23 protein-coding genes are annotated in these 24,991 nt (G+C 29.5%); 21 read left to right on the forward strand and 2 right to left on the reverse strand.

All coding sequences use genetic code 11. The features are described 5' to 3' along the window. The first annotated feature begins 126 nt into the window (after positions 1-126). Positions 127-1,056: an ABC transporter ATP-binding protein gene (locus tag ACULEV_RS03360; RefSeq protein ID WP_445457263.1), complete on the forward strand. Its 930-nt coding sequence runs from the start codon at positions 127-129 to the stop codon at positions 1,054-1,056. 39 nt (positions 1,057-1,095) lie between these two features. On the opposite strand, the gene ACULEV_RS03365 is transcribed toward ACULEV_RS03360, so the two are convergent. Continuing rightward, positions 1,096-3,507: a prolyl oligopeptidase family serine peptidase gene (locus ACULEV_RS03365; RefSeq protein WP_445457264.1), complete on the reverse strand. Its 2,412-nt coding sequence runs from the start codon at positions 3,505-3,507 to the stop codon at positions 1,096-1,098. Positions 3,508-3,691: 184 nt separating this feature from the next. On the opposite strand from ACULEV_RS03365, the gene ACULEV_RS03370 reads away from it, so the two are divergent. Together ACULEV_RS03370 and ACULEV_RS03375 are read left to right on the forward strand one after the other, a co-directional pair. Further along, positions 3,692-4,699, forward strand: a complete 1,008-nt coding sequence (locus tag ACULEV_RS03370; RefSeq protein ID WP_445457265.1) for a 3-oxoacyl-ACP synthase III family protein — start codon at positions 3,692-3,694, stop codon at positions 4,697-4,699. An 8-nt stretch (positions 4,700-4,707) separates the two neighbouring features. Then, entirely contained in the window at positions 4,708-5,226 is a 519-nt protein-coding gene (locus tag ACULEV_RS03375) for a DUF4348 domain-containing protein (protein WP_445457266.1), read from the forward strand. A gap of 38 nt (positions 5,227-5,264) precedes the next feature. Here the strand turns inward: ACULEV_RS03375 and ACULEV_RS03380 are convergent, their stop codons facing one another. After that, entirely contained in the window at positions 5,265-7,619 is a 2,355-nt protein-coding gene (locus ACULEV_RS03380) for a TonB-dependent receptor domain-containing protein (protein ID WP_445457267.1), read from the reverse strand. A 179-nt stretch (positions 7,620-7,798) separates the two neighbouring features. Between ACULEV_RS03380 and argS the strand changes: the two genes are divergently transcribed. The 18 genes from argS to ACULEV_RS03470 all read left to right on the forward strand — a co-directional run bounded on the left by argS (position 7,799) and on the right by ACULEV_RS03470 (position 24,818). Then, positions 7,799-9,586 (forward strand): arginine--tRNA ligase, encoded by a 1,788-nt coding sequence (gene argS, locus ACULEV_RS03385; protein ID WP_445457268.1) that lies wholly within the window; start codon positions 7,799-7,801, stop codon positions 9,584-9,586. A gap of 146 nt (positions 9,587-9,732) precedes the next feature. Further along, entirely contained in the window at positions 9,733-10,833 is a 1,101-nt protein-coding gene (locus ACULEV_RS03390; RefSeq protein ID WP_445457269.1) for a ParA family protein, read from the forward strand. Between the two features lie 411 nt (positions 10,834-11,244). Then, positions 11,245-12,246, forward strand: coding sequence for a Tll0287-like domain-containing protein (locus ACULEV_RS03395; protein WP_445457270.1), 1,002 nt, complete (start codon positions 11,245-11,247; stop codon positions 12,244-12,246). Then, the gene (locus tag ACULEV_RS03400) at positions 12,243-12,437 is read left to right on the forward strand and encodes a DUF6132 family protein (RefSeq protein ID WP_445457271.1); all 195 of its coding nucleotides are present in this window, start codon (positions 12,243-12,245) and stop codon (positions 12,435-12,437) included. The genes ACULEV_RS03395 and ACULEV_RS03400 overlap by 4 nt, the downstream gene beginning before the upstream one ends. 27 nt (positions 12,438-12,464) lie before the next feature. Further along, positions 12,465-12,962, forward strand: coding sequence for a methyltransferase family protein (locus ACULEV_RS03405; protein WP_445457272.1), 498 nt, complete (start codon positions 12,465-12,467; stop codon positions 12,960-12,962). Between the two features lie 49 nt (positions 12,963-13,011). Further along, positions 13,012-14,358, forward strand: a complete 1,347-nt coding sequence (locus ACULEV_RS03410; RefSeq protein ID WP_445457273.1) for a cytochrome ubiquinol oxidase subunit I — start codon at positions 13,012-13,014, stop codon at positions 14,356-14,358. 12 nt (positions 14,359-14,370) lie between these two features. Then, positions 14,371-15,408, forward strand: a complete 1,038-nt coding sequence (gene cydB / locus ACULEV_RS03415; RefSeq protein WP_445457274.1) for a cytochrome d ubiquinol oxidase subunit II — start codon at positions 14,371-14,373, stop codon at positions 15,406-15,408. A 125-nt stretch (positions 15,409-15,533) separates the two neighbouring features. Further along, positions 15,534-16,058, forward strand: coding sequence for a DUF2202 domain-containing protein (locus ACULEV_RS03420; RefSeq protein WP_445457275.1), 525 nt, complete (start codon positions 15,534-15,536; stop codon positions 16,056-16,058). A 38-nt stretch (positions 16,059-16,096) separates the two neighbouring features. Continuing rightward, positions 16,097-17,557, forward strand: a complete 1,461-nt coding sequence (locus tag ACULEV_RS03425; protein WP_445457276.1) for an NAD(P)/FAD-dependent oxidoreductase — start codon at positions 16,097-16,099, stop codon at positions 17,555-17,557. A gap of 45 nt (positions 17,558-17,602) precedes the next feature. Next, on the forward strand, positions 17,603-17,734 hold the full coding sequence (locus ACULEV_RS03430; protein WP_445457277.1) for a hypothetical protein: 132 nt from the start codon (positions 17,603-17,605) through the stop codon (positions 17,732-17,734). A gap of 323 nt (positions 17,735-18,057) precedes the next feature. Next, positions 18,058-18,354, forward strand: a complete 297-nt coding sequence (locus tag ACULEV_RS03435) for a hypothetical protein (RefSeq protein ID WP_445457278.1) — start codon at positions 18,058-18,060, stop codon at positions 18,352-18,354. A gap of 145 nt (positions 18,355-18,499) precedes the next feature. Continuing rightward, complete coding sequence (locus tag ACULEV_RS03440; RefSeq protein ID WP_445457279.1) at positions 18,500-18,739, forward strand: hypothetical protein; 240 nt, start codon at positions 18,500-18,502, stop codon at positions 18,737-18,739. Between the two features lie 454 nt (positions 18,740-19,193). Further along, positions 19,194-20,654, forward strand: a complete 1,461-nt coding sequence (locus ACULEV_RS03445) for a serine hydrolase (RefSeq protein WP_445457280.1) — start codon at positions 19,194-19,196, stop codon at positions 20,652-20,654. A 345-nt stretch (positions 20,655-20,999) separates the two neighbouring features. Continuing rightward, positions 21,000-22,580 carry an NADP-dependent glyceraldehyde-3-phosphate dehydrogenase gene (locus ACULEV_RS03450; protein WP_445457281.1) on the forward strand — a complete coding sequence of 527 codons (1,581 nt, stop codon included), beginning with the start codon at positions 21,000-21,002 and terminating at the stop codon, positions 22,578-22,580. A gap of 215 nt (positions 22,581-22,795) precedes the next feature. Next, on the forward strand, positions 22,796-23,182 hold the full coding sequence (locus ACULEV_RS03455) for a VOC family protein (RefSeq protein ID WP_445457282.1): 387 nt from the start codon (positions 22,796-22,798) through the stop codon (positions 23,180-23,182). A 74-nt stretch (positions 23,183-23,256) separates the two neighbouring features. Continuing rightward, positions 23,257-23,856 (forward strand): DUF6624 domain-containing protein, encoded by a 600-nt coding sequence (locus tag ACULEV_RS03460; RefSeq protein ID WP_445457283.1) that lies wholly within the window; start codon positions 23,257-23,259, stop codon positions 23,854-23,856. Positions 23,857-24,059: 203 nt separating this feature from the next. Further along, on the forward strand, positions 24,060-24,416 hold the full coding sequence (locus tag ACULEV_RS03465; RefSeq protein WP_445457284.1) for a hypothetical protein: 357 nt from the start codon (positions 24,060-24,062) through the stop codon (positions 24,414-24,416). A gap of 27 nt (positions 24,417-24,443) precedes the next feature. Continuing rightward, complete coding sequence (locus ACULEV_RS03470) at positions 24,444-24,818, forward strand: VOC family protein (protein ID WP_445457285.1); 375 nt, start codon at positions 24,444-24,446, stop codon at positions 24,816-24,818. Positions 24,819-24,991 lie beyond the last annotated feature (173 nt).

Consider the following 24,991-nt stretch of genomic DNA (forward strand, 5'->3'; position numbering starts at 1 on the left):
GGGCGTCGCAAGATATAAATTAAATTTTACCTAATGAAGACCTTTTTATTAACAATTTGGTGTTTCTAAATGATAACTGGATTAAAGTCATTTTATTTGTAAGTTTGTTGAAATTTTAATTAAATAATGTTAAAAGTATCGAATATTTCTTTTTCTTATTCAAGCACTCCTTTAATAAAAAAGATGAGCTTTTCTTTGGCCAAAGGTGATTTTTTAGCACTTATAGGAGAGAGTGGTTGTGGGAAAAGCACATTGTTGAAGTTAGTATATGGATTGCATGATTTAGAATCGGGTTCTATTGTTTGGAATGATAATTCGGTTCTAGGGCCAAAATTTAATTTAGTGCCTGGAATGCCAAATATGAAATATTTGGCACAAGATTTTGATTTAATGCCTTATGTAACTGTTGCTGAAAATGTGGGCAAATTTTTGTCTAATTTTTTCCCTGAAGAAAAAGCAAGAAGGGTGAATGAATTACTTGAAGTTGTTGAAATGACAGCATTTGCTAATACTAAGGCAAAACTATTAAGTGGTGGTCAAATACAACGAGTGGCTTTAGCAAAAACATTAGCTCTAGAACCTGAGTTATTATTGCTAGATGAACCATTTAGTCATATTGATAATTTTCTTAAAAACAGTTTAAGAAGAAAAATTTTTAAATATTTAAAGGAAAAAGAGATTACTTGTATTATAGCAACTCACGATACTAATGATGTGCTTTCATTTTGCGATCAAGTATTGGTAATGAAAGATGGTGAAATAGTTGATATAGGACAAACAGAAGAAATATACAGGTATCCTAGTTCTTTTTATTCAGCTTCTTTATTTGGAGAAGTAAATGAAATAAAGTGGGAAGAAAATGAACTCTTTGTTTATCCACATCAACTAGAAATTTCACCAAACTCAACTTTTGAAGTTGTAGTTAAAGAATCTTATTTTAAAGGAGATAAGTACCTTATAGAATCTATTTTTAATGAACAAATTATTTTTTTTGAGAGTAAATATAGCATAGAGCTTAATACAAAAGTAGGCTTGAAAATAAAAATAGACTTGTAAAATGTACAAGTCTATTTTTATTTTAATCTCTTTAAAGAATTAATTTTTTAGATGTTTTTCTAAGAATTGGTCTTGTTCCCATAATAAATGAAAAATGTTTTCTTCTGCAACATAACCATGACTTTCTTTAGGTAAAAGTACCATTCTTACTGGAGCACCTAGTCCTTTTAAAGCTTGAAAATAGCGTTCAGTTTGTAAGGTAAAAGTACCAGGATTATTATCAGCTTCACCATGGACTAAGAGTAATGGTGTTTTCATTTTTGAAGCATTCATAAAAGGAGACATGGTGTTGTATATTTCAGGAACATCCCAATAATTACGTTGCTCACTTTGAAAACCAAAAGGAGTTAAAGTTCTATTGTAAGCTCCACTTCGAGCAATTCCACAAGCAAACAAATTGGAGTGTGTTAGTAAATTAGCAGTCATAAATGCTCCATAAGAGTGACCACCAACTGCCACTTTTTCTCTGTTGATATATCCTAGATTATCTACAGCATCAATAGCTGCTTTAGCATTAGCTACTAATTGTGGTATAAAAGTATCATTTGGTTCGGTTGTTCCTTCTCCAATAATTGGAAAAGAGGCATCGTCTAAAACAGCATAACCTCTGGTTACCCAATATACAAACGAACCATAATATGGAAATGTGAAGTCATTTGGATTTTGAGTATTTTGTCCAGCACTATTTTTGTCTTTAAATTCTTCGGGATAAGCCCATATTAATAATGGTAGTTTTTTGTCTTTTTTAATTCTGTCATAATTAGCAGGTAAATATAAAGTTCCTGAAAGTGTTACACCATCATTTCTTTTATAGCTAATCACTTCTTTATACACATTATTTAAACTCTCAAATGGATTTTTGAAAGTAGTAACAGGAGTTAATTTTTTGGTTTTTAAGTTTCTAAAATAATAATTTGGATATTCATTTTTAGATTGAATCATCACTAATAATTCTCCTTTTTTTATATCTTCAATTGATAATAAATCTTCTTTCTTGTCAGTAAGTTTCGAAGTATATACTCTTTTAGTCTTTAAATTTGTTATGTCAAATTCGTCTATGAAAGGAAATTGACCTTCTTTGGTATAACCATCACCTAGTAAATACATTTTATTATTTTCAATAGCTAAAACATAGCTACCCATTTCGTTTTTCTTGGTTTCAAAATTGCCTGGATCGCTATATTTATCTTGGTAATTTCTATCCCAAATTAATTTTGGATTTGCACCATTAGCAGACGGATCTATTAAATAAGTTTTACTATTTCTAGTATCATACCAGTAATCAGTTATAACTGCATTGTTTTTATTTCCCCATTGTATATTAGCAAATCTTTGTTTGATTTTTAATAAGGATTTTGGCTCATTATTAAAGGGTGCTTCCCATAAAAATAACTCATCTCTAAAAGGAACTTCATTTGCTTGATCACCTTCATCAAGTGCTTCAACATAATATAAAGTGGCTGGTGCATCACTTCTCCAGTACATATTTCTTTTACCTTTTCTCGTTGACATAAATCCTTTAGGAACAATTTCATTTAAAGGTACTTCATTAACTGTTTTGATTGTTTTTCCATTGATGTCATAAATAATTGTTGTTTGTGGAAAACGATTCAAAGGAACAATGTATGAAAAAGGTTTTTCAAGAGTTGTAACCATAACATAATTTCCATCAGGAGAAAAGGTCTCATTACTATACATTGCTGCTGGTTTAAATAACTTCTTATTTCCATTCAAATCAATACTATATAATTCTGAAGTTACTAAAGATTCAAAATTAATTTCATCAGTTTTGTTTTTTAATAGATCTTGATAGGTTCTGTTTTGAGATACTTTTCCTTCACTTTCTGAAACTGTAGGGCCTTTTGGTAAGTCTTTATTTTTATCAATTAAAGTCAGTCGGTTTTTTGGTAACGTTTTAATTAATAATGAGCTACTATTTTTAAACCAACTCACTGGATTTCCCATATTTGCATTTAAATTGGCATCACTTATTTTTTTTGCATTTGCAGTAGCAACATCTAAATACCATAATTCTACACCAGATTCTGTAGTATTAGTAAAGGCAATAAATTTCTCATTAGGAGACCAAGAAATATTAGTGATTTTTGGATTATTAGGTAATCCAATAACTTGAGTTTCTTTCTTTTCTTTTATTTTGCCAATTTTCAAATTATTTACATAAGTAACCGTACTTGAAATATTTGTTATAGGGTTAATACGCAATCCGCCTAAACGCATTTCCTCTTGATTTAAATCATCAAGATGTTTGTAAGTATTTCTATAACTTAACAACATATATTCCTTTTTGGTATCCATCGAAACACTTGGTGCTCTTTCATAATTAGCAAGTGTTAGGATTTCTTGAGGGGGTTTTTGATAGCTTAAATTTTCTTGCGAAAAAGCATTCATGCTCAATAAAAGAATAGATAAACTGGTAAAAAAAGATTTCATTTTAAATGGGATAATTAGTTTGTCTTTCAAAAATATTGAATTTAAAATCTTAAAATCTGTAAATTTTGTTAAAATATAATTTTAAAATGTCTATTTTTGAGATTAATGAAAAACTAGATAGCTTAATTTGTTTAAAATGATAATTTATTAAATTTGCTAGCTTTAAAATATAAAAAGTGTAAAAATGTATCATTCAAAAATAACAGGATTAGGTTACTATGTTCCTGAAAACATTGTAACAAATGATGATTTGTCTAAACTTATGGATACCAATGATGAATGGATTCAAGAGCGTACAGGAATTCAAGAAAGAAGACACGTTATCAGAGGAGAAGACACCACGACTTCAATGGGTGTAAAAGCGGCTAAAATTGCTATTGAGAGAGCTAAAATTGATAAAGATGATATCGATTTTATTGTTTTTGCAACTTTAAGTCCAGATTATTATTTTCCAGGACCAGGTGTTTTAGTACAACGTGATTTAGGTCTAAAAACAATTGGTGCATTAGATGTAAGAAATCAATGTTCGGGATTTGTATATGCAATTTCTGTAGCAGATCAATTTATAAAAACTGGGATGTATAAAAACATTTTGGTTATTGGTTCAGAATTGCATTCTACTGGTTTAGATATGACTACACGTGGTCGCGGAGTTTCCGTAATTTTTGGAGATGGAGCAGGAGCAGCTATCTTAAGTAGAGAAGAAGATTTATCTAAAGGAATTCTATCAACACATTTGCATTCGGAAGGACAGCATGCAGAGGAATTATCTTTAATTGCACCTGGAATGGGAAAACGTTGGGTTTTAGATATATTAGCTGATAATGATCCAAATGACGAAAGTTATTACCCTTATATGAACGGTCAATTTGTATTTAAAAATGCAGTGGTTCGTTTTAGTGAGGTCATAAATGAAGGTTTGCAAGCTAATAATTTACAAGTTTCAGATATCAATATGTTGATTCCACATCAAGCGAATTTGAGAATTTCTCAGTTTATTCAACAAAAATTTAAATTAACAGACAATCAAGTGCATAATAATATTCAAAAATATGGTAATACTACTGCAGCTTCCATTCCTATTGCTTTAACAGAGGCTTGGGAACAAGGAAAAATTAAAGAAGGAGATTTAGTAGTTTTAGCTGCTTTTGGAAGCGGATTTACTTGGGGAAGCGTAATAATTCGTTGGTAAAATTGAGAATGATAAATAAAATTAAAAGTTTAACTGTTTTGTCAAGAATGATGAAACGGTTTCTTTTTGCGATAAGTTTTTCTATTTGTTTCTTTTCAATTAGTTGTAAAAACGAAAAACCAAAAGAAGAAACTAAAGAGATTGAAATTAAAAAAGACATTATTAAGAAAGAAGAACTCAAACAAGAAAATGTATCTGAAATCCAAGAGGAAGATTTTTTTTATTTTGTAGAAATGTTTAGTAAAAATCATCAGTTTCAGACTGAAAGAGTTAAGTTTCCTTTAAAAGTTATGCATTTAGATGAAAATTATGAATCGGTTGAATTAGAAATTGAAAAAGAAGAATATTCTTATTTAAATTTTATTAGACCTTCGGAAGAAATTGATTTCAATCAGAAATTTATAATTAATGAAAAGGATGCTACTATCGAAATTAGAGGTATCAATAATGGAATAATGATTGATTATTTGTTTGAAAAAATAAAAGGAAAATGGAAATTAAAAACTTGGATAGATAGTTCAACATAAAAAAAATGCGATTCAATTTTGAATCGCATTTTTCTTTTTTATAAAATTCCACCACTTCTTTGAGTTTCATTATTATCTCTCGATTTACGTTGTAAGGCTTTGTTTTTACCACCACCAAAACGGTAATTAAATCCTAAATAAACGGTTTGACTTTCCCAATGAAATTCACCTACTTGTCTGTAAGGCAAATCACCATCAAAACTAAATTTCATAGCTTTGAACATATCGCTGAAACGAGCACTAACTGTTCCTTTACCTTTTAGTACCGTATAACTAGCTCCTAAATCTGTTCTCCACATAGGTTTTCTAATAAATTGTAAGTTGATATCTTTTCCTCTGTACATTCCAAAAAGCTGAAAACGTAAATCTTTAGTAGCTTTAAAACTATTATTTACTCTAGCATTAAAAATCGTTGTATTTGCTTCCACATAGTCGGTTGCAACAATTCCTCTTATTTTTCTAAAATAGGCATCTATTCCAAAATTAGCACTCCACCATTTGGTGAAATTTAAATTTCCTGATATTTCCATACCAAAAGCATCATTATCCTTGAAATTATCATAAGTTAAGATGTTTTTGTTTGGATCTGTTGGACTTTCATAGATGTATCTATTAATTTCATCATAAATTTTTCTATAAAATAAACCAGAAGTAATAGAGCCAATTTTAGTTCTTCTCGTATAGTTTAATTCAAAAGAATTGGTAAACTGAGGATCTAAATCTGGATTACCTTTTGAATCGATAGTAGGTGTAGACCATTCTCTAATAGGATTTATTTGTTGAATACTTGCTCTATCTACACGTCTAGCAACACTAAAATTAAACGAATCATTATCATTAGGATTGTAACTCACAAAACCTGAAGGGTAAATAGTTACAAAACTATCTGAAAATTGAGCTTGATTATTACCTACTTGGTTGAAATCTGCTTCTGCTTCAAACTTTTCTACTCTTGCTCCAGCTTGTGCGCTCCATTTTTTCCATTGTTTTCCATAAGTAGCATAGGCAGAATAAATTCTTCTTTCATAATTAAAACTCGAATTGTAATTATTATTAACATTTAATAAATTATCGGTTGTTTCAATACGAGTTTCTAAACCAGTTTCTAATTTTGTAGATTCTGTTAATGGATTTACATAGTCTAAATTAATAATTACATTGTCGTTATTATTAGCTACTGTGTTTAAAGTCGAACTTGGAATTAATGGAAAGTCAAAAGTGGTTCTCTCTGGACTATCATTATTATTGTAATTTACTTCTAGTTCAATATTTGAGCCTTCTTTTTTGAAATTGTGTTTATAATCAAAATTATAAGCTTGCGAATTACTTTCATTTTTAGAATTGAAAAGTTGTAATATATCAGCTGTAGCAATGTCATTATAATCTACAAATGTTCTTCCTAATCCATCTCCATCAAATAAATTTTGTGTAGTGTAAACAGAAATGGTATTATTATCATTGATAAAATAATCCATACCTACTTTAAACAAATGAGATGTGTTTTTATTATTGAATCTAAAATCCTGATGATTTTCATTATTAGTTTCGAAACTATTTATAAAACCATCGTTTGCATTTTTCCCATGATTGAAACCATAATTTCCATAAAAATTTACTTTTCCTGTTTTATAATTCAAATCTAAAGAAGAGTTTACTTTTGGTGTTATACCAAAGGTAATTCCAGAGTTAACAGAACCATTAAAACCATCATTAGCATTTTTATGCAATACAATATTAATAATACCACTCATTCCTTCAGGATTATATTTTGCTGATGGATTTGTAATTAATTCTATTTGTTTAATAGAAGCCGAAGGAATTTGTTTTAACAATTGTTCAGGAGAAATGTTGGTTGGTTTTCCATCGATTAGAATTCTAACATTAGAATTTCCTCTTAAACTAATTTGATTGGTTTGTGGATCAACTGAAACCGAAGGAATATTATTCATAATTTCTCCAGCAGAAGCACCAGCGCTAATTAAATCTTTACCCACATTAATTACTTTTCGGTCGATTTTTTGTTCCATTATAGAACGTTCTTTTACGACTTCCACACCTGCCAGTTGAGCAACATCTTCTTCAATAGCTATAGTTCCCATGTCTATTCTTGTGTTATTTGTTAGGTCAACTTCTTTTAGAAGCGTTTTGTAACCAATAAATTGAATTTCTACATTGTATTTTTGAGGAACTAATTTAGTAATTTCAAAATTTCCAGTATCATTTGTAATTCCACCCGTTACTATAGCATCATTGCTTTTAACAACAATAGTTACATAAGGTAAAGGTTCATTAGTTCTTTTGTCGACTACTTTTCCAGAAATATTTCCAGAACTTTGAGCAAATAAATTGATACAACTGCTCAAAGCAAGTAACATAAATAATTTTAATTTCATTTTAATAACTGTTTAAGGTAATTTGATTGATGATACTTAATAGACTTCTATTTTTTTAGTTTGTTACATGGTCTCAATTCTTTTGGCTTTTTTTTAACATATTGCTAAAATTCTACGAACTAATTACCAATTACTAATCACGAATCACTAAATTTGCACCTTTATAAAAACAAAGAGAAATGACCTTACAAGAAACACTTACAAAACACATTTTAGAAGCCGTTCAATCCGTATTCGATTTAACTATTGAAAAAGTTGAATTTCAAGCGACTAGGAAAGACTTTGAAGGTGATATTACTATGGTTGTTTTTCCTTTAGTAAAAGCATTAAAAGGAAATCCTGTTGAAATAGGTACAAAAATTGGAAACTACTTAGTAGAAAATGTAGCTGAGGTTGAAAAATTCAATGTTGTTGCTGGATTTTTAAATATTGTAATTTCTGATGCTTTTTATGTGAATTTTTTCAATACCATTAAAGCAAATGAAACTTTTGGTTTTGTAACTCCTAAAGAAGATGAAAAGGCGGTTATGGTTGAATATTCCTCACCAAATACCAATAAACCTTTGCATTTAGGACACATTCGTAATAACTTATTGGGTTATTCTGTAGCTGAAATTATCAAAGCTTCTGGTAAAAAAGTATATAAAACCCAAATCATAAACGATAGAGGAATTCATATTTGTAAGTCGATGTTGGCTTGGCAGAAATTTGGAAACGGACAAACGCCAGAATCAACAGGATTGAAAGGAGATAAGTTAGTTGGAAACTTCTATGTTGAGTTTGATAAACATTACAAAAATGAAATCAAGGAGTTAATTACTTTAGGTAAAACTGAAGAAGAAGCAAAGAAATTAGCTCCATCTATTTTAGAAGCTCAAAAAATGCTTCAAAAATGGGAAGCTGGTGATGATGAAGTGGTAGCGCTTTGGAAAACCATGAACCAATGGGTTTATGATGGTTTTGAACAAACGTATATAAATCTTGGTGTTGATTTTAACATTCCAAATTATTACGAAAGTAACACTTATCTTCTAGGAAAAGAAGTGGTACAAATAGGTTTAGATAAAGGTGTTTTCGAAAAAGATCCAGATGGTTCGGTTTGGATTGATTTAACCGAAGATGGTTTAGATAGAAAAATCGTGCTACGTTCAGATGGAACTGCAGTTTATATGACGCAAGATATTGGAACAGCCATTCAACGTGTAAAAGATTATCCAGATGTTGGTGGAATGGTTTATACAGTAGGTAACGAACAAGATTATCATTTTAAAGTGTTATTCTTAATCCTTAAGAAATTAGGATTTGATTGGGCAGAAAATTTATATCATTTAAGTTATGGAATGGTAGAATTACCTTCTGGAAAAATGAAATCCCGTGAAGGAACTGTTGTAGACGCTGATGATTTAATGGAAGAAATGACAGTAACCGCAAAAAATATTTCGGAAGAATTAGGAAAACTTGACGGTTATAATGACGAAGAAAAGGCGGCTTTATATAAAATTATTGGTTTAGGTGCTTTAAAATATTATATGTTAAAGGTTGACCCAAAGAAACAAATGATGTTCAACCCAGAAGAATCGGTAGATTTTAATGGAAATACTGGACCATTTATTCAATATACCTATGCTCGTATTCAATCGATTCTAAGAAAAGCCGATTTTAATTACCAAAATACGGTTATATCTAGTGAAATTGAAATACACGAAAAAGAGAAAGAATTAATCAAACAAGTACAATTATTTCCAGATGTGATTCAAAGTGCTGCTGAAAATCATAGTCCAGCTTTGATTGCTAATTATACGTATGATTTAGTAAAAGAGTTTAATTCTTTTTATCAAAATGTGCCTATCTTACCAGAACAAAATGTGGAGAAAAAGGCATTTAGAGTTCAATTGTCTAAAACAGTGGGTAATACCATTAAAAATGCTTTTCAATTATTAGGAATTCAAGTTCCAAATAGAATGTAATTTTTAATTGATGATAAGACTTAAAGAGATCCATTGTGGTCTCTTTTTTTTGTAATTTTTTTACATAATATATTTCATATATTTGTAAGAACGAGTAGAGAAAAATTAAGCAAAAATGTACTTATTAATGACTTATATAAAGTTTGATGTCTAAAATTATTGCGATAGCAAATCAAAAAGGTGGTGTGGGTAAATCTTCAACCTCTATAAATTTAGCGGCTTCTCTGGCTATTTTAGAAAAAAAGACACTTCTAATCGATGGTGATCCACAGGCAAACACCACGAGTTCTTTTCCAGTGGCTGATGATGAAGTTTGTACGTTTACAATAGATTTATTTAATTATCATAAAAATACCATTACTCCTTTTGAGACTGAAACTCCAAATTTAAGTTTAATTCCAACAAGTATTGATTTGGTAAAACTTGAGATACAAGGAAAAAATTACTTTGGAACTCATCATGAATTAAAGCATACCTTAGCAGATTTGAAAAATGACTACAATTACATCATAATAGATTGTGGACCCTCTTTAAATTTTATTACCACCAGTTTTTTAGCAGTTGCAGATTCTATTTTAATTCCAGTTCAATGCGAATATTATGCACTAAATGGATTGAATAGATTGTTTAGTGCATTTAAAACCATTAAGCAAAATTACAACCGTAATTTAGATATTGAAGGTGTTTTGATAACGATGTACGATAAGCGTTTGGCATTTTCTAATGTGATTATACAAGAAATAAAAAGTCATTTTAGAACGATGGTTTTCAAAACTGTAATAGAAAGAAATGTAAAAATAAGTGAAGCACAAAGTCATAGGAAAGCTGTAATTGATTTTGACGCAAGTAGTAGAGGTGCTATAAATTACTTATCTTTAGCAACAGAAATTATAGAAAATAATAAAACTGACGAAATGAATAATGATAGTCTAGGTAAAAGTTTACATAAAATTCTAGAAGACACAACGAAAGAGAAAGATTTAACTACTATTTTTGAGAAATTACCCATTAATAAAGATAAAAATAGTGCTAATTATTTTTCTGAAAACTACGAGAAATTAATTGGCTTAAGCAAAAAAGACATCATTACTATATTTACAGATTCCTATAATGATGTTTATAGTGATGTTTGGGTTTTTAGAATTAGAGAACGAACTAGTTTTTTTAAAAAAAATTATCTGTATATCCATTTTTACAACCAAAGGGTAGATAGATATGAATTAACTGTTTTTAAAAAGAGAGAATAAACAAGAATAAATTGATTTTAAAAATGCTATAATTTTTTTTACTTCTTTATCGTTTTTCAAATTGTAGCTATGTTTTTGTATCCATTTTTAATTTATATCAACGACAAAACATTTTGTTAGGTTATAAAATGTACTTCTATTTTTTGTATTCCATTAACATCTTTGACTTCCCTAAATAGTTAATTCCAAATCTTTCGTAAAATTGACTGCTTTTGTATTGTATCTACTTTAAATTCAGGTACTTGTTTATTTATAATTATAAGTTTTTATGAAGATAGAAGTTCTGTAACTTTAGTTACTGTGAAATTTGGATTTCAAGTTTAAATTTGATGAATAGCAAAGCATAGCATAATTCTTTATATGCAATTTCTATACTATGCTGTTTTTTGTCAAAAGAAAAAATATATTCAAATGAAGAAAATACTTATAATTGTTGTGTTAGGACTGATTTCTTTTAGTTGTAAGCAAAAGAACGAAACCTATCAAGAAACTAAAACTCCAATAATCACGACTAATTCCGAACAGGCAAAAGATAATCCTGAACAGGCAAAAGGTTTGATGGAAAAGCAATGCTATTTGTGTCATAGTCCAAGTGCATTAGAAAATGAAGGACGAATAGCTCCACCAATGATTGCCGTGAAATCGAGATATTTAATGGATTATAAAACGAAAGAAGATTTTGTAAAAGCAATAACAACATTTGTGGAAAATCCATCTGAAGATAAAACCAAAATGTTTGGAGCAGTTAAAAAATTTGGTGTGATGCCAAAGCAAGTCTTTCCTGAAAATACAGTTGCACAAATAGCTGGTTTTATGTTTGATTATCAAATTGAAGAACCTACTTGGTTTAAAGAACATTGGGAAAGTCGCGGACATGATAATTGGTCACAACCAGGTAAGAAATTTGTGTTTGAGGAAAAAGAAAAAACATATGAAGATATAGGATTAGAATATGCTCTTGCGACTAAAAAGATATTAGGTCAAAATCTTATGGATAAAATCCAAAAGAAAGGCACAATAGAAGCATTAGCATTTTGCAATAGTCAAGCAATGCCTTTAACAGATAGTATGTCAGTTAAGTATAATGCCACCATAAGAAGAGTATCTGATAAAAACAGAAATCCAAAAAACAAAGCTAATGTCGTTGAATTAAAGCATATTGAAACATTTAAAAATCAAATTGCAAAAAAAGAAGAACCCACTGCAATAGTAGAAGAATTAAAGGATAAAGTTAATTTTTATTATCCCATTACTACTAATAGTATGTGCTTGCAATGTCATGGAAAATCAGATAACATAAAAACTGAGGTAAAAGAAAAAATACTAAATTTATATCCTAATGATTTAGCTATTGGTTATTCAGAAAATGAAGTAAGAGGAATTTGGAGCATAACTTTTGATAAAAAACAATGACAAAAAGAGGATATATTATCACAGGAATAGGAGTTGTAATGGGATTAATTTTTGGTTATGCTTACTATTATTATGTGGGTTGTGCCTCTGGTACTTGTGCTATTACATCTAGGCCAATAAATAGTACTTTATATGGAGGTTTAATGGGTGGTTTGTTCTTTAATTTGTTTGTAAGAGAAAAGAAAAAATAGTACTTTTATACAAAGTTTAAAACTAAAATGAACATTAAGTATAAAGACTTGTTTTTTGTAGGAATACAAATTTGTTTGTTTGCTTGTTTTATTCTTGATTTTACTATTCTAATTTCCATTTCAAATGGATTGAAAACAGTAAGTTTGTTTATAGCAATAACTGGATTGCTAATAATTATTGTAGCTACTATACAACTCAATAAAAAAATTTCCCCTTTTCCTACTCCTAAAAACAAGGCTATTTTAATACAAAACGATTTGTATAAATATAGTAGACACCCTATTTATACTGGGATTGTTCTATTCGTTTTTGAAAGTAGTTTTTACTTAGCTTCTGTTTATAAGTCGATTATTAGTATATTATTATTGATTTTATTCTACTTTAAATCAGCATACGAAGAAATATTATTACAAGATAAGTTTCCAAATTATACTATTTATAAGCAAAAAACGAGTTATTTTTTTATTAAAATGATTGATTTATGTTTTAAAAAAGGAAAGAAAAATGCAATTCTTGTTGCCTAATGATTGATTTAAAATCGAATAATTTTGTGTAAAAATAAAAAGAACAATTATGGATGTTGAAATATTAGCTAGAATACAATTCGCTTTCACTATTGCTTTTCATTATATCTATCCACCTCTAAGTATAGGGATTGGATTAATTATGGTTATTATGGAAGGGTTATATTTGAAAACCGGAAAAAGTGAGTATGAAGTATTAACTCGTTTTTGGTTAAAAATATTTGCTATAACCTTTGGAATTGGAGTTGCTACAGGAATCATAATGGAATTTGAGTTTGGAACCAATTGGGCTGTTTATTCTAAATATGTTGGAGATATATTTGGAAGTGCTTTAGCAGCAGAAGGATTATTTGCTTTTGGATTAGAAAGTACATTTCTCGGAATATTAATTTTTGGATGGAATAGAGTTTCACCTAGAGTTCATTTTATTTCTACAATTGGTGTATTTTTGGGTTCTATGTTTTCAGCGGTTTGGATAGTAGTGGCTAATAGTTGGCAACAAACACCTGCGGGTTATCATATTGTTGGAGAAGGAGTACATGCCCGTGCAGAAGTAACCGATTTTTGGGCTATGGTTTTTAATCCTTCTAGCTTAGACCGAATTATCCATGTTTGGCAAGGAGCTTTTTTAGCTGGAGCTTTTATGGTGCTTAGTGTACATGCTTATTATTTAAGAAAAGGAAGATATGTGGATTTGTCTAAAAAAGCATTTAAAATAGCTTTAATAGTCGCTACAGTAACTTCTTTTTCACAATTAATATCTGGACATAGTTCTGCTGATGGTGTAGCTAAAAACCAACCCGCAAAATTAGCAGCAATGGAAGGTCATTATGAGAAAGAAGCACCAGCCGATTTGTATTTGTTAGGTTGGGTCGATAATGAAAATCAAAAAGTATCAGGAATAGGAATTCCTGGTGGGTTGTCTTTTTTAGTACATCAAGACTTTGAAGCACCAGTTACAGGGTTAAATGCATTCAAAAAAGAAGATAGACCAAGCCAAGTGAATGCAGTCTTTCAATTTTATCACATCATGGTTTCTATAGGTATGTTTTTAATTGGACTTACATTTTATGCTTGTTTCTTATGGTGGAGAGGAAAATTGTTTCAAACAAAATGGTTACTATGGATTTTCTCCTTTTCGGTTATTTTACCACAAATTGCCAATCAAGTAGGTTGGTTTGCGGCAGAAATGGGAAGACAACCATGGATTGTTTATGGGCATTTGCGTACCAGTCAAGGGTTTTCGCAAGAAGTTTCTGCTAATCAGATAATATTTTCATTGGTAATGTTTACCATTGTATATGCATTATTGTTTTTGTTGTTTTTGTATTCGTTGAATAAGAAAATCAAACACGGACCGTACGATGAAGCTAAAAATGCATTAGAAATTATTTAAAAAGAAAATCAGATGGAAACATTTTTAGGAATCGATTATCCCACGCTTTGGTACTTAGTAGTAGGATTATTATTTTCAGGGTATGCTATTTTAGAAGGTTTTGATTATGGAGCTGGATCTTGGCATTTGTTTTTAAAAAAAGATTTAAGCAGAAGAATTGCGATAAATGCAATTGGACCTATTTGGGATGCTAATCAAGTTTGGTTAATTATAGGAGGTGGTGCTTTATTTGCAGGATTTCCTGTTATGTATGCCACTATGTTATCGGCTATGTATATTCCTTTTATGCTGTTCTTAATGCTATTAGTACTACGTTCTTCAGCTATAAAATTCAGAAGTGCAGAAGAAATGCTTTGGTGGAGAAAAACTTGGGATATTATTTATTTTGTTTCAAATGTATTAATCTCTTTTTTACTGGGAGTTGTCTTAGGAAATGTGCTGCAAGGATTTGAAATTGGTCACGAGTTCAGTTATCATGGAGGTATGTTTTTGTCTTTTCTCAGTCCTTATGCAATAATGGTTGGACTAACAACCTTATCGATTTTTATGACACAAGGAGCGATCTTTTTACTACTAAAAACAGAAGGACGTTTGCATGCAAGATTGACTTTTTTATTAAAAAAAGGGATGATTTTCTTTATCATTAGTTTTTCCATAACTTCTTTATATACTTTAATTTTTATTCCTGGCGTAACCGATAATTTTAAAGAAACTCCCGTATTTTTTGTCTTACCTCTTTTGGCTTTTTTGGCTGTAGCCAATGTACCTAGATTAGTCTCAATGAAAAAATATGGTCATGCTCTTGTTTTTTCGTCTCTCACAATGGCTTTTTTATTGATGTTGGTAGCTTTTCAATTGTATCCCACACTTTTGCCTTCAACAATTCATCCAGATCACAGTGTGACTATTTATAATGCAGCATCATCACAAAAATCTTTAGGTATTATGTTAACCATTGTGGTTATTGGTTCACCTTTATTAGCTGGATATTTCTTTTTTCTTTATAAAACATTTTATGGAAAAGTAAAATTAGATGATACTAGTTATTAGTTAACTTTTTTAATATTTAGAATTGTTTAAAGTGCCTTTTTAGGCACTTTTTTTATGTAACAAAAGTAGCTGTAGAAAAGAGGATTTTTATTCAAATTTGTATAGTAATCTTAAATCACATACCAATGAAAAATAGAATCAAATTTAAGTTTTTAGCAATTTTGTTAATCATACTAACGAATATTTCATGTCAAAATAATACTGATGATAAGATTCTGACACAAGAAGAAATTAATAATATGAAATTCATGTTAGAAGAAGAAAAAGTAGCGTTTGATGTTTATACTTTTTTAAATGAAAAATGGAATCTACAAGTATTTGCTAATATAAAGGAAAGCGAAGCCAAACACATGGAAGCTATGAAGAACTTATTGCTGCAAAACAATATAACATTTCAGGTAAGTAATGAAGAAGGTGTTTTTTTTAATGAAGAATTACAAATGATGTATGCAGATTTAATTGCTAAAGGTTCTATTTCAATAGTAGATGCTTTAGAAGTGGGTAAAATTATTGAAGAAAAAGATATTGACGATTTAGAAATAGCAATTAGTAACACAAATGATACTTATGCAAAACAAATTTATACTAATCTTTTAAATGCTTCTTATAATCACTTAAATGCTTTCAATAGAAATTTATCGAGATATTAATTTGAAAAACCAATAGCGAACAACTAAACCAATTTAAAATGTCAAAAATAGTTATACTAGGAGCAGGAATTGCTGGTCATACAGCTGCGGCCCACTTAAGAAGAAAACTAGGAAAAGAACATGAAGTTCTTGTAGTTTCTCCTAATCGAAATTACCAATGGGTACCTTCTAATATTTGGGTCGGAATTGGTAGAATGAAACCCAAAGATGTTATTTTTCCATTAGAACCATTATATAAAAGAAAAGGTATTGGTTACAAACAAGCCAAAGTGATTTCTTTTCATCCAGAAGGAAATATAACCCAAGAAAAACCATTTGTAACAGTTGAATATGTTTTTGGTGAAACCAAAGGAACTCAAGAAAATATAACCTATGATTATTTGATAAATGCAACTGGACCCAAATTAGCGTTTGATTTAACAGAAGGATTACTACCTGCAACAAATAAAGTATATTCTGTTTGTACTTATGACCATGCAGAACATGCTTCAGAAGCTTTACATAATTTAATAGGCCAATTAAAAAACTCAGATAAAAAAGTTAAAATCTTAATTGGTACTGGACACCCAAAGGCCACTTGTCAAGGAGCTGCGTTTGAGTATATCTTAAACGTAGAAAAGGAATTACAAAAATTTGGTGTTCGTGACAATGCTGAAATTACTTGGATTTCTAACGAATATGAATTAGGCGATTTTGGAATGGACGGAATGCTTATGGAATACAATGGCTTCAATATGAAATCTAAAGATATGATTGAAATGATTTTTGAAGACCGCGGAATTAAATGGATTTTAGGAGCTGGTGTAAATAAAGTTGAAGATGGATTAGTTCATTATGAAAATTTAGAAGGAGAGTATAAAACAGAAACATTTGATTTTGCAATGTTAATTCCTGCCTTTTCAGGGCATGGTTTTAAAGCATATAATAAAAATGAAGAAGAAGTAACCGATAAATTATTTAAAGGATTTATGATAGTGGATGCCGATTATACTACAAAACCTTATGAAGAATGGACTGTTCAAGATTGGCCAGAAACCTATCAAAACCCAACTTACAAAAATATATTTGCTCCAGGAATTGCTTTTGCACCACCACACTCCATTTCAAAACCTCGTAAGAGCAAAAATGGAACTGAAATTTTTCCATCACCACCTCGCACAGGTATGCCTTCTGGAATTACAGCAAAATTAGTAGCTGATAATATTATTGATAGTGTAAAAGCTGGAAAAGAATCATTACATCATAAAGGTTCTTTAGGAAATATGGGAGCGGCTTGTATTGCTTCCGCTGGATATGGAATGACACAAGGAAGTGGAGTAAGTATAACTACTTTTCCCATTGTACCTGATTATGTAAAGTATGCTAAAACTGGTGGAAGAGATATTAATAAAACATTTGGAGATATAGGTTTAGCAGGGCATTGGGTAAAATTAGCGTTGCATTATGCTTTTATTTATAAAGCAAAAATGCGTCCTTTTTGGTGGTTAATTCCTGAATAAAGAACAGCTATTTACATTATATAACAATACAAAATACTAGAAGAAATGACACAAAGAATATCAAAATCACAACGCTCCAGAATGCAAAATCCTTTTCTACAATTTTTTAAATTTATTTATTTAAATATTCGAATTTTAAAAATTGTTGCTGGTGGTCATGGAGGAACAAGAAACTAATTGTCATTTTAATCATGATGATGCTTAGTGGTTTTTTATTGGTTAGTAAGAGAGCAGCTTTAAAAGTTGCTCTCTTTGTCTTTTTTAGGGGTATTTATACCCACGAAAAAACAGGAAAAATACGTATAAATACGTATTGTATTACTAAAAAAAACGTTTTATCTTTATAGAAGAAAATAGTGTATTAATAACCCCATTAATCTTACTTAAATAATTTTATTTAAAAATTCTAACACGCTATTCGTTGAGTAGAAATTAGCTATCATTATGTGATGAACTGCAAAATTTTAACCAAAATTTTTAACTTAATAAATATTTATCCCATGAAAAGACTAATATTTGTAATCGTTTTAATTTTGTTAAATTTTATCATGTTTAATTATTTAGCAAATCATTTTAAGTCAAAATTTACTTATGATAAAATGATAATGACATTCATTGTTTCTTTTATTGCAATTTCAATTATGTGTTTGATTATTTCCTTCTTTAAGTACATTTTAAAACTGTGTGCAGAACAATCTCATCCTTCTTTTAGAACGATGTATGTTAACCTTTATTTAGATGCATCAATAACTATTTATATTTTATTAATGCTAGTTACTTTGATTGCCTTCATTTAATTAATCTTTAATGATTATGGTTAGCAAAAACGTAAGATTCTAAACGCTTAATTATGAAGAAAAACAATTTAGTACAAACTTCAAAAAAAAACAGTATTGACATATTACTATTGACATACTGTTGTCGCAATATGGTTTTAAATTTGTGAAAGCAAATAAAAAAACAGCATTAATTATGGTTTACGTTTTCAAAACATCAGTTAAACACAAAAAGCAAATTAAGGATATATCCAAAAACCTCAATGAAATTAACGAAATTAAAAAATGGAATTTTGATTTAGAAGATTGTGATAATATTTTACGAATAGTAGCTGAGACTAATATTACTAAAACAGTCTGCGAAATATTTGATACCTTAAATTATAGTTGTATTGAATTAGAATAAATTATTTACAATGGAATTGGTTACAACCATTACAGTAACATTACACATAGAAATACTTGGACAAATCTTGCTCTTCAAGTAGAATAGGAACAATTTGTGAAAATTATAGTTAAGTAATAGCAAATTAGTATCAATTTGTTTTTTTTTATGATTGTAAGTTTGTTTACTTTAAAATACAAACGTTTTAGAAGAATTGTTTGACAGTTAGCTTTTTACTAAAAAACTAACATTGTTTACTAAAAAACATAATTTTTAAAAGATTTTTTGTTAAGAAAAGTTCTATATATTTGACATGCAATTATACACTTTATTTTATTTTTCGAGTAACATATAAAACCTATTCTCGTCTTACTTATAATTTATATCAATTTGTATTTAGGATGATGTTATAACTTTTCAGAAAATCATCACTAAATCCTACCAACTCTTTTTAAATCAAAATAATAAACAAAGTATGACTTTAAATTTAAGATCAGCATGTATTATAATAGTTTTTTCTATTTTTAATACTTTCATTTTTGCACAACAAGATAGTATTGATGTTTTTGTAAAAGAGCAAATGACAAAAAGAAGAGTGCCAGGGTTACAATTAGTAATAATTAAAGATGGAGTAATTGTAAAAAAAGGAAATTATGGAATAGCTAATGTTCAAGATTCAGTTCCTGTAAATGACGAAACTTTGTTTACTATTAATTCAATTACAAAAGCATTCACAGGCATTTCAATTATGCAACTGGTTGAAGCAGGTAAATTAGATTTATCTTCACCAGTTTCAAAATATCTTTATGACTTACCTGAGCGTTGGAATAATGTAACCGTTTTGCAATTATTATCACATACCTCTGGAATTCCTGATATAATAGATGAAGATGAAGCTGTTTTAATTTCTCCTTATGGAGAAGAAGCATCATGGAAACAAGTATTAGAACTTCCAAATGTTTTTGCTCCAGGAGAAAAATTCAGTTACAATCAAACTAATTATTTATTATTAGGTCGCATTATAGATTCACTTAGCGGTATGTCTTTTAATGAATTTATTACTAAAGAACAATTGGTAAAAGCAAATATGATTAATACTATAAGAGCAGGTTTTGGAGCTACTAAAGAGGTAATAACACATGCAGCTGGACAATATCAATACTCAAAAGGAAAACTTTGTAACACTTTTTTCTCATTTCCTAGGAGTTTACAAACAGCAGCTGGCATGAGTTCAACAGCTACAGAAATGGCTCAGTGGGTTATTGCTTTGCAAAATAATCAATTCTTTAAAAATGAAAAAACACTTTCAATACTTTTTACACCAGCCAAATTAAATAACGGAAAAACAGCAGGATTTAGTAATTTGCTAAATGGATATGCAGTAGGTTGGCCAGTGATAGTAAGAAAAGATCATCCAGCTGCTGCTGCAGTTGGTGGAGGAAGATCAGCTGTGTTTATATATCCTAAAGATAATCTTTCTATTATCGTGTTAGCTAATTTAATGGGAGCATCTCCAGATTCATTTATAGATGAAATTGCAGGTTTTTACATTCCTGATATGAAAGAATCTAACGGATTTGGATTATCAACTTCTATTAAAAGTTTAAAATTGCAATTAGACAAAAAAGGATATCAAAACGCAATTAAAATAGTTGCTAAAATGAAAAATAGCCAATCTAATTTTTCTGAAAATGAGTTAAATGGTTGGGGTTATAAATTAATAAAGCAAGGAAGAATTAAAGACGCTTTGGAAATCTTCAAATTAAATGTTTATTTATATCCTAAAAGTGAAAATGTTTATGATAGTTTAGGAGAAACGTATGCTGAATTAGAACAAATAGACTTAGCTATTAAAAATTATGAGCAAGTACTTCAATTAAATCCTAACAATAATAATGCAACAAATCAATTGCAGAAACTTAAAGCAATTAAATAAAGAAAACGCATTATTTTGAAAATTAGCAACTTAATATCAAATACAAGAATAGTATTGCACTAATGGTAATTTAATACAATAATTTTTATACCAATAAGCTTACTATTTATTACTTATTAAAAGGAGAAAATCTAAAATAAGGTTTTTCTCCTTTTGGAGTAAAGTTAAAAATACCATCAGTTTTGAAATAATTAATTTAAGTATTTTTAACAAATCAACAATAATTTATTATATAATGTGTTTTAGTCAGTAAATATTTGTTTGTTAACTAAAATAGTAGGACTTTTATAGTAAGACTAGAGCAAAAATTTTGTTCTAAATAACTAAAAATAGAAGTAATACAACATGAAAACAATTCCAGAAAATATACTACTAAAAAAACCTTTACATCAAAAAGAATATTTATTAGATGGAGAATTAAAAATTTGGGAAGGAGAAACAGCAGATGTTATCTCAACTATTTCAACTAGTGAAGAATACCAACCTACACTCTTAGGTTCTGTACCAAATATGACTGAAGCAGCTTCATTAGAAGCTTTAGCATCTTCTAACAGAGCCTTCAACAACGGTCAAGGAGTTTGGCCAACCATGAAAGTACAAGACCGCATCAAATGTATGGAGCAGTTTGTCAAACAAATGGAAGAAACCAGAAGTGAAGTGGTAAAACTATTAATGTGGGAAATTGGAAAAACCTTACCGGATAGTGAAAAAGAATTTGATAGAACCGTGGAATACATCTACGATACCATTAAAGATTACAAAGAATTAAATCAAGAAGGAGCACGTTTTAACAAAGTTCAAGGAATAAATGCCATGATTAAACGAAGTCCACTAGGAGTTGTTTTGTGTCTTGGGCCTTATAATTACCCTTTAAACGAAACTTTTGCCCTGTTAATTCCTGCATTAATCATGGGAAACACCGTTTTGTTTAAACCAGCAAAATACGGAGTTTTATTATTGGCACCCTTATTAAAAGCGTTTCAAAGTTCGTTCCCAAAAGGAGTTATCAATATGCTATATGGTAGAGGTAGAGAAGTCGCTTCACCTATTATGAAATCTGGATTAGTAACCGTTTTATCATTAATTGGTAATAGTAAATCGGCAATCGCATTACAAGATTTGCACCCTAATAAAAACAAATTGCGATTAATTTTAGGCTTGGAAGCCAAAAACCCAGCGATTATTTTACCCGATGCCAATTTAGATTTAGCCGTTTCCGAATGCATTTCAGGTTCACTTTCTTTTAACGGACAAAGATGCACTGCTTTAAAAATTATCTATGTACACGAATCCATTGCAGCAGAATTTAATAAAAGATTTACAGAAAAAGTAGATGCACTGAAATTTGGTAATCCTTGGGAAGAAAATGTATTCCTAACTCCTTTACCAGAAGCTGATAAACCTAATTACATCCAAGAATTAATTGATGATGCCAAAGCGAATGGAGCTTCTATTATTAATAAAAGAGGAGGAGAGCGAATGGATAATTATATATTTCCAGCTGTTTTATTTCCAATCAATAAAAAAATGCGAGTGTATCACGAAGAACAATTTGGTCCAGTAGTACCCATTTTAACTTTTAAAGACATACAAGAACCACTAGACGATATGGCAGCATCAGATTATGGCCAACAAGTAAGTCTTTTTGGAAAAGATATTACAACCGTTGCACCTTTAATCGATGTTTTAGTTAATTTAGTTTGTAGAGTAAACTTAAATAGCTCTTGCCAAAGAGGACCAGATGTTTTTCCATTTACAGGAAGAAAAGATTCAGCAGTAGGAACACTAAGTATTCACGATGCCTTGCGTTCGTTCTCAATAAGAACCTTCGTGGCATCAAAAGACAACGATTATAACAATGCGATTTTACAAGAATTATTAGACAGTAAAAAAAGTAATTTTATAAATACCGATTATATTTTGTAATTAACTCAATCGTCAGTTTGAGTTTTTTAATGTAGCGAAAGGGAGTTAAAAAATATCGAGAACATTTTTAATGGTGAGATTTTTTTCAACTTGCTACAACCTCAAAAATTAATAAGAAATTAATATTAGAATTGAAAGTATTGGTATTACCAATGAAGATAAATTATTCTTTAAAAGTAAGAAAACTAGTAATTATAACTTTAAAATTAATACTTATGAATACAAAAATAATATGGGCAAATCTAACTGTGGAAGATTTAAATCGAACTACTAAATTCTATACTGAATTAGGTTTTAAACCTAATGGTAAATCCAAAGAACTAACAAGTTTTCTGGTGGGTCAAAATGATTTTATAATACATTTCTTTTTAAAGGAAGTACTCAAGTCCAATATTAAAGGAGAAATTGCCGATACAAAACAAGGAAATGAAGTCGTTTTCACCTTATCTGCTGATAGTAAAGAAGAAGTTAATAATTGGCAAAGAGAAGTTGAAAATGCTGGAGGAAAAATTATTTCCAAAGCAGAAGAATTTGGAGAAGGATATTATGGCTTTGTTTTTACAGATCCAGACGGACATAAATTCAATGTGTTTTATATGTGAGTTTAGGACAGTGATAGAGATAGGAACAACATAACAATAACTTATTACATTCATAAAACAAGACCAATTTTAGGATGAAATACAAGAGCATTGCCGAAAGAATAATTGCATTAAAAAAGGCAGATTTGGAATTCCGAGATAGCCTTATTCGAAAAGGACAACTTGGAAAAGGGTATAATAAAGAAATGGCTTATATCCATGACAAAAATGCTCATGAATTAGATGAAATCATCGACACAATCGGCTATCCTACAATCGACAAAGTAGGTAAAGAAGCCAGTGAAGCAGCTTGGTTAATTATTCAACATGCAATTGAACAACCTAACTTCTTGAGAAAGTGTTTGAAACTATTAGAAAATGCAGTTAGCGAAAATAAAGCAAATCCTATAAATTTAGCCTATCTAACTGACCGAATAGCAGTATCTGAAAATAAACCCCAACTATATGGAACTCAATTTGATTGGGATGAAAACAGAGAATTAAGTCCAAACCTTTTTGACGATTTAATCAAAGTTAATGAAAGAAGAAAATCAATTGGACTTAACACACTCGAAGAACAAACAGAACTTATAAGAAAACGAGCCAAAGCTGAAAATCAATTGCCACCTACTGATTATAATAAAAGAGAACAGGAAATAGAGGAATGGAAAAAAAAGGTTGGTTGGATAAAATAAAATTTCCTCATCCAACTAACCTTCTATAAAAAAAACAGCTATAATTTCTATTGCCAGTTTATAAGTAAAAGTTTAGATTTGTGAGAAGCAAATAAATTAAATACCAACTTTTATCAAACTTATTTATCCAATTTTAGGTAGATTGAGATGATATGTTAGACCTATATGCAAGTTATGCATAATTAATCAAACTAGATTTTGATATGAAAAAGATAGTCATAATTGAAGATGTTCATTGTTGGATGGATGGTGGAACCATCACTTTAAAAATGAAAAAGAATGAATCACTTCTTTATGATGTTGAATTTGTTCAAAAAGTTTCTTTAACAAATCGAGAAAAATTACCATTACCTGGAAGTCTATTGCTAAATAATGAAGAAGTTGAAATTCGATCAGCATTAGAAACAGAAATACTTTCTGAAGTCAAAGTTGCGGAATTCGGAGTAAAAATAGTAGCGAGAGAAAAAGAATTACTAAAAAAAATAATCTCTGAAGCTGTCGAATTTATTGAATCTGAAGATTATATAGAAGTTGCTAAAAAAGTTGGACGTATAAAATAACTACTAAAACAAACAAAAAAGATAAATATGGATACAAAATTTGAAGCAGGAATTAATATTGCAATAAAGATTCCAAAAAGCAAATATGAAAAGACCATTGCATTTTACAAAGATATCTTAAAATTAAAAGTCGAAGAAAAACCCATTACTAATCCAACTGTCTCCAGAACACACGAAGTAAAGTTTGGAAATAATGTAATATGGTTAGACTGCGTCGACAACTATACGCATTCAGAAACTTGGCTTCAGTTAACAGTGCCAGATGTAGAGGAAGCCACAAACTATTTACAATCGAAAGGAGTAGAAACTTGTGACGAACTTGAAGAACTTCCAGAAAATATGCATTGGATTCAAGATCCAGCAGGAACAGTATTTAATCTGCAAAAGAGAAATACCAAATAACTTGAATAAAAAACTTCTTCACTTACGTTTTCCCGTAAAAAACAATAAAAGCATTCTTTTATCTTTACAAAAGAGAATAAAAACAGGTAAAAATACCTGTTGTTGATTATAGGTAAAAGTTTAGATTTGTGAGAAGTAGATGAAATAGAGACCAACTTTTATTAACAAGTACT

The organism is Flavobacterium sp. HNIBRBA15423, from assembly GCF_052655965.1.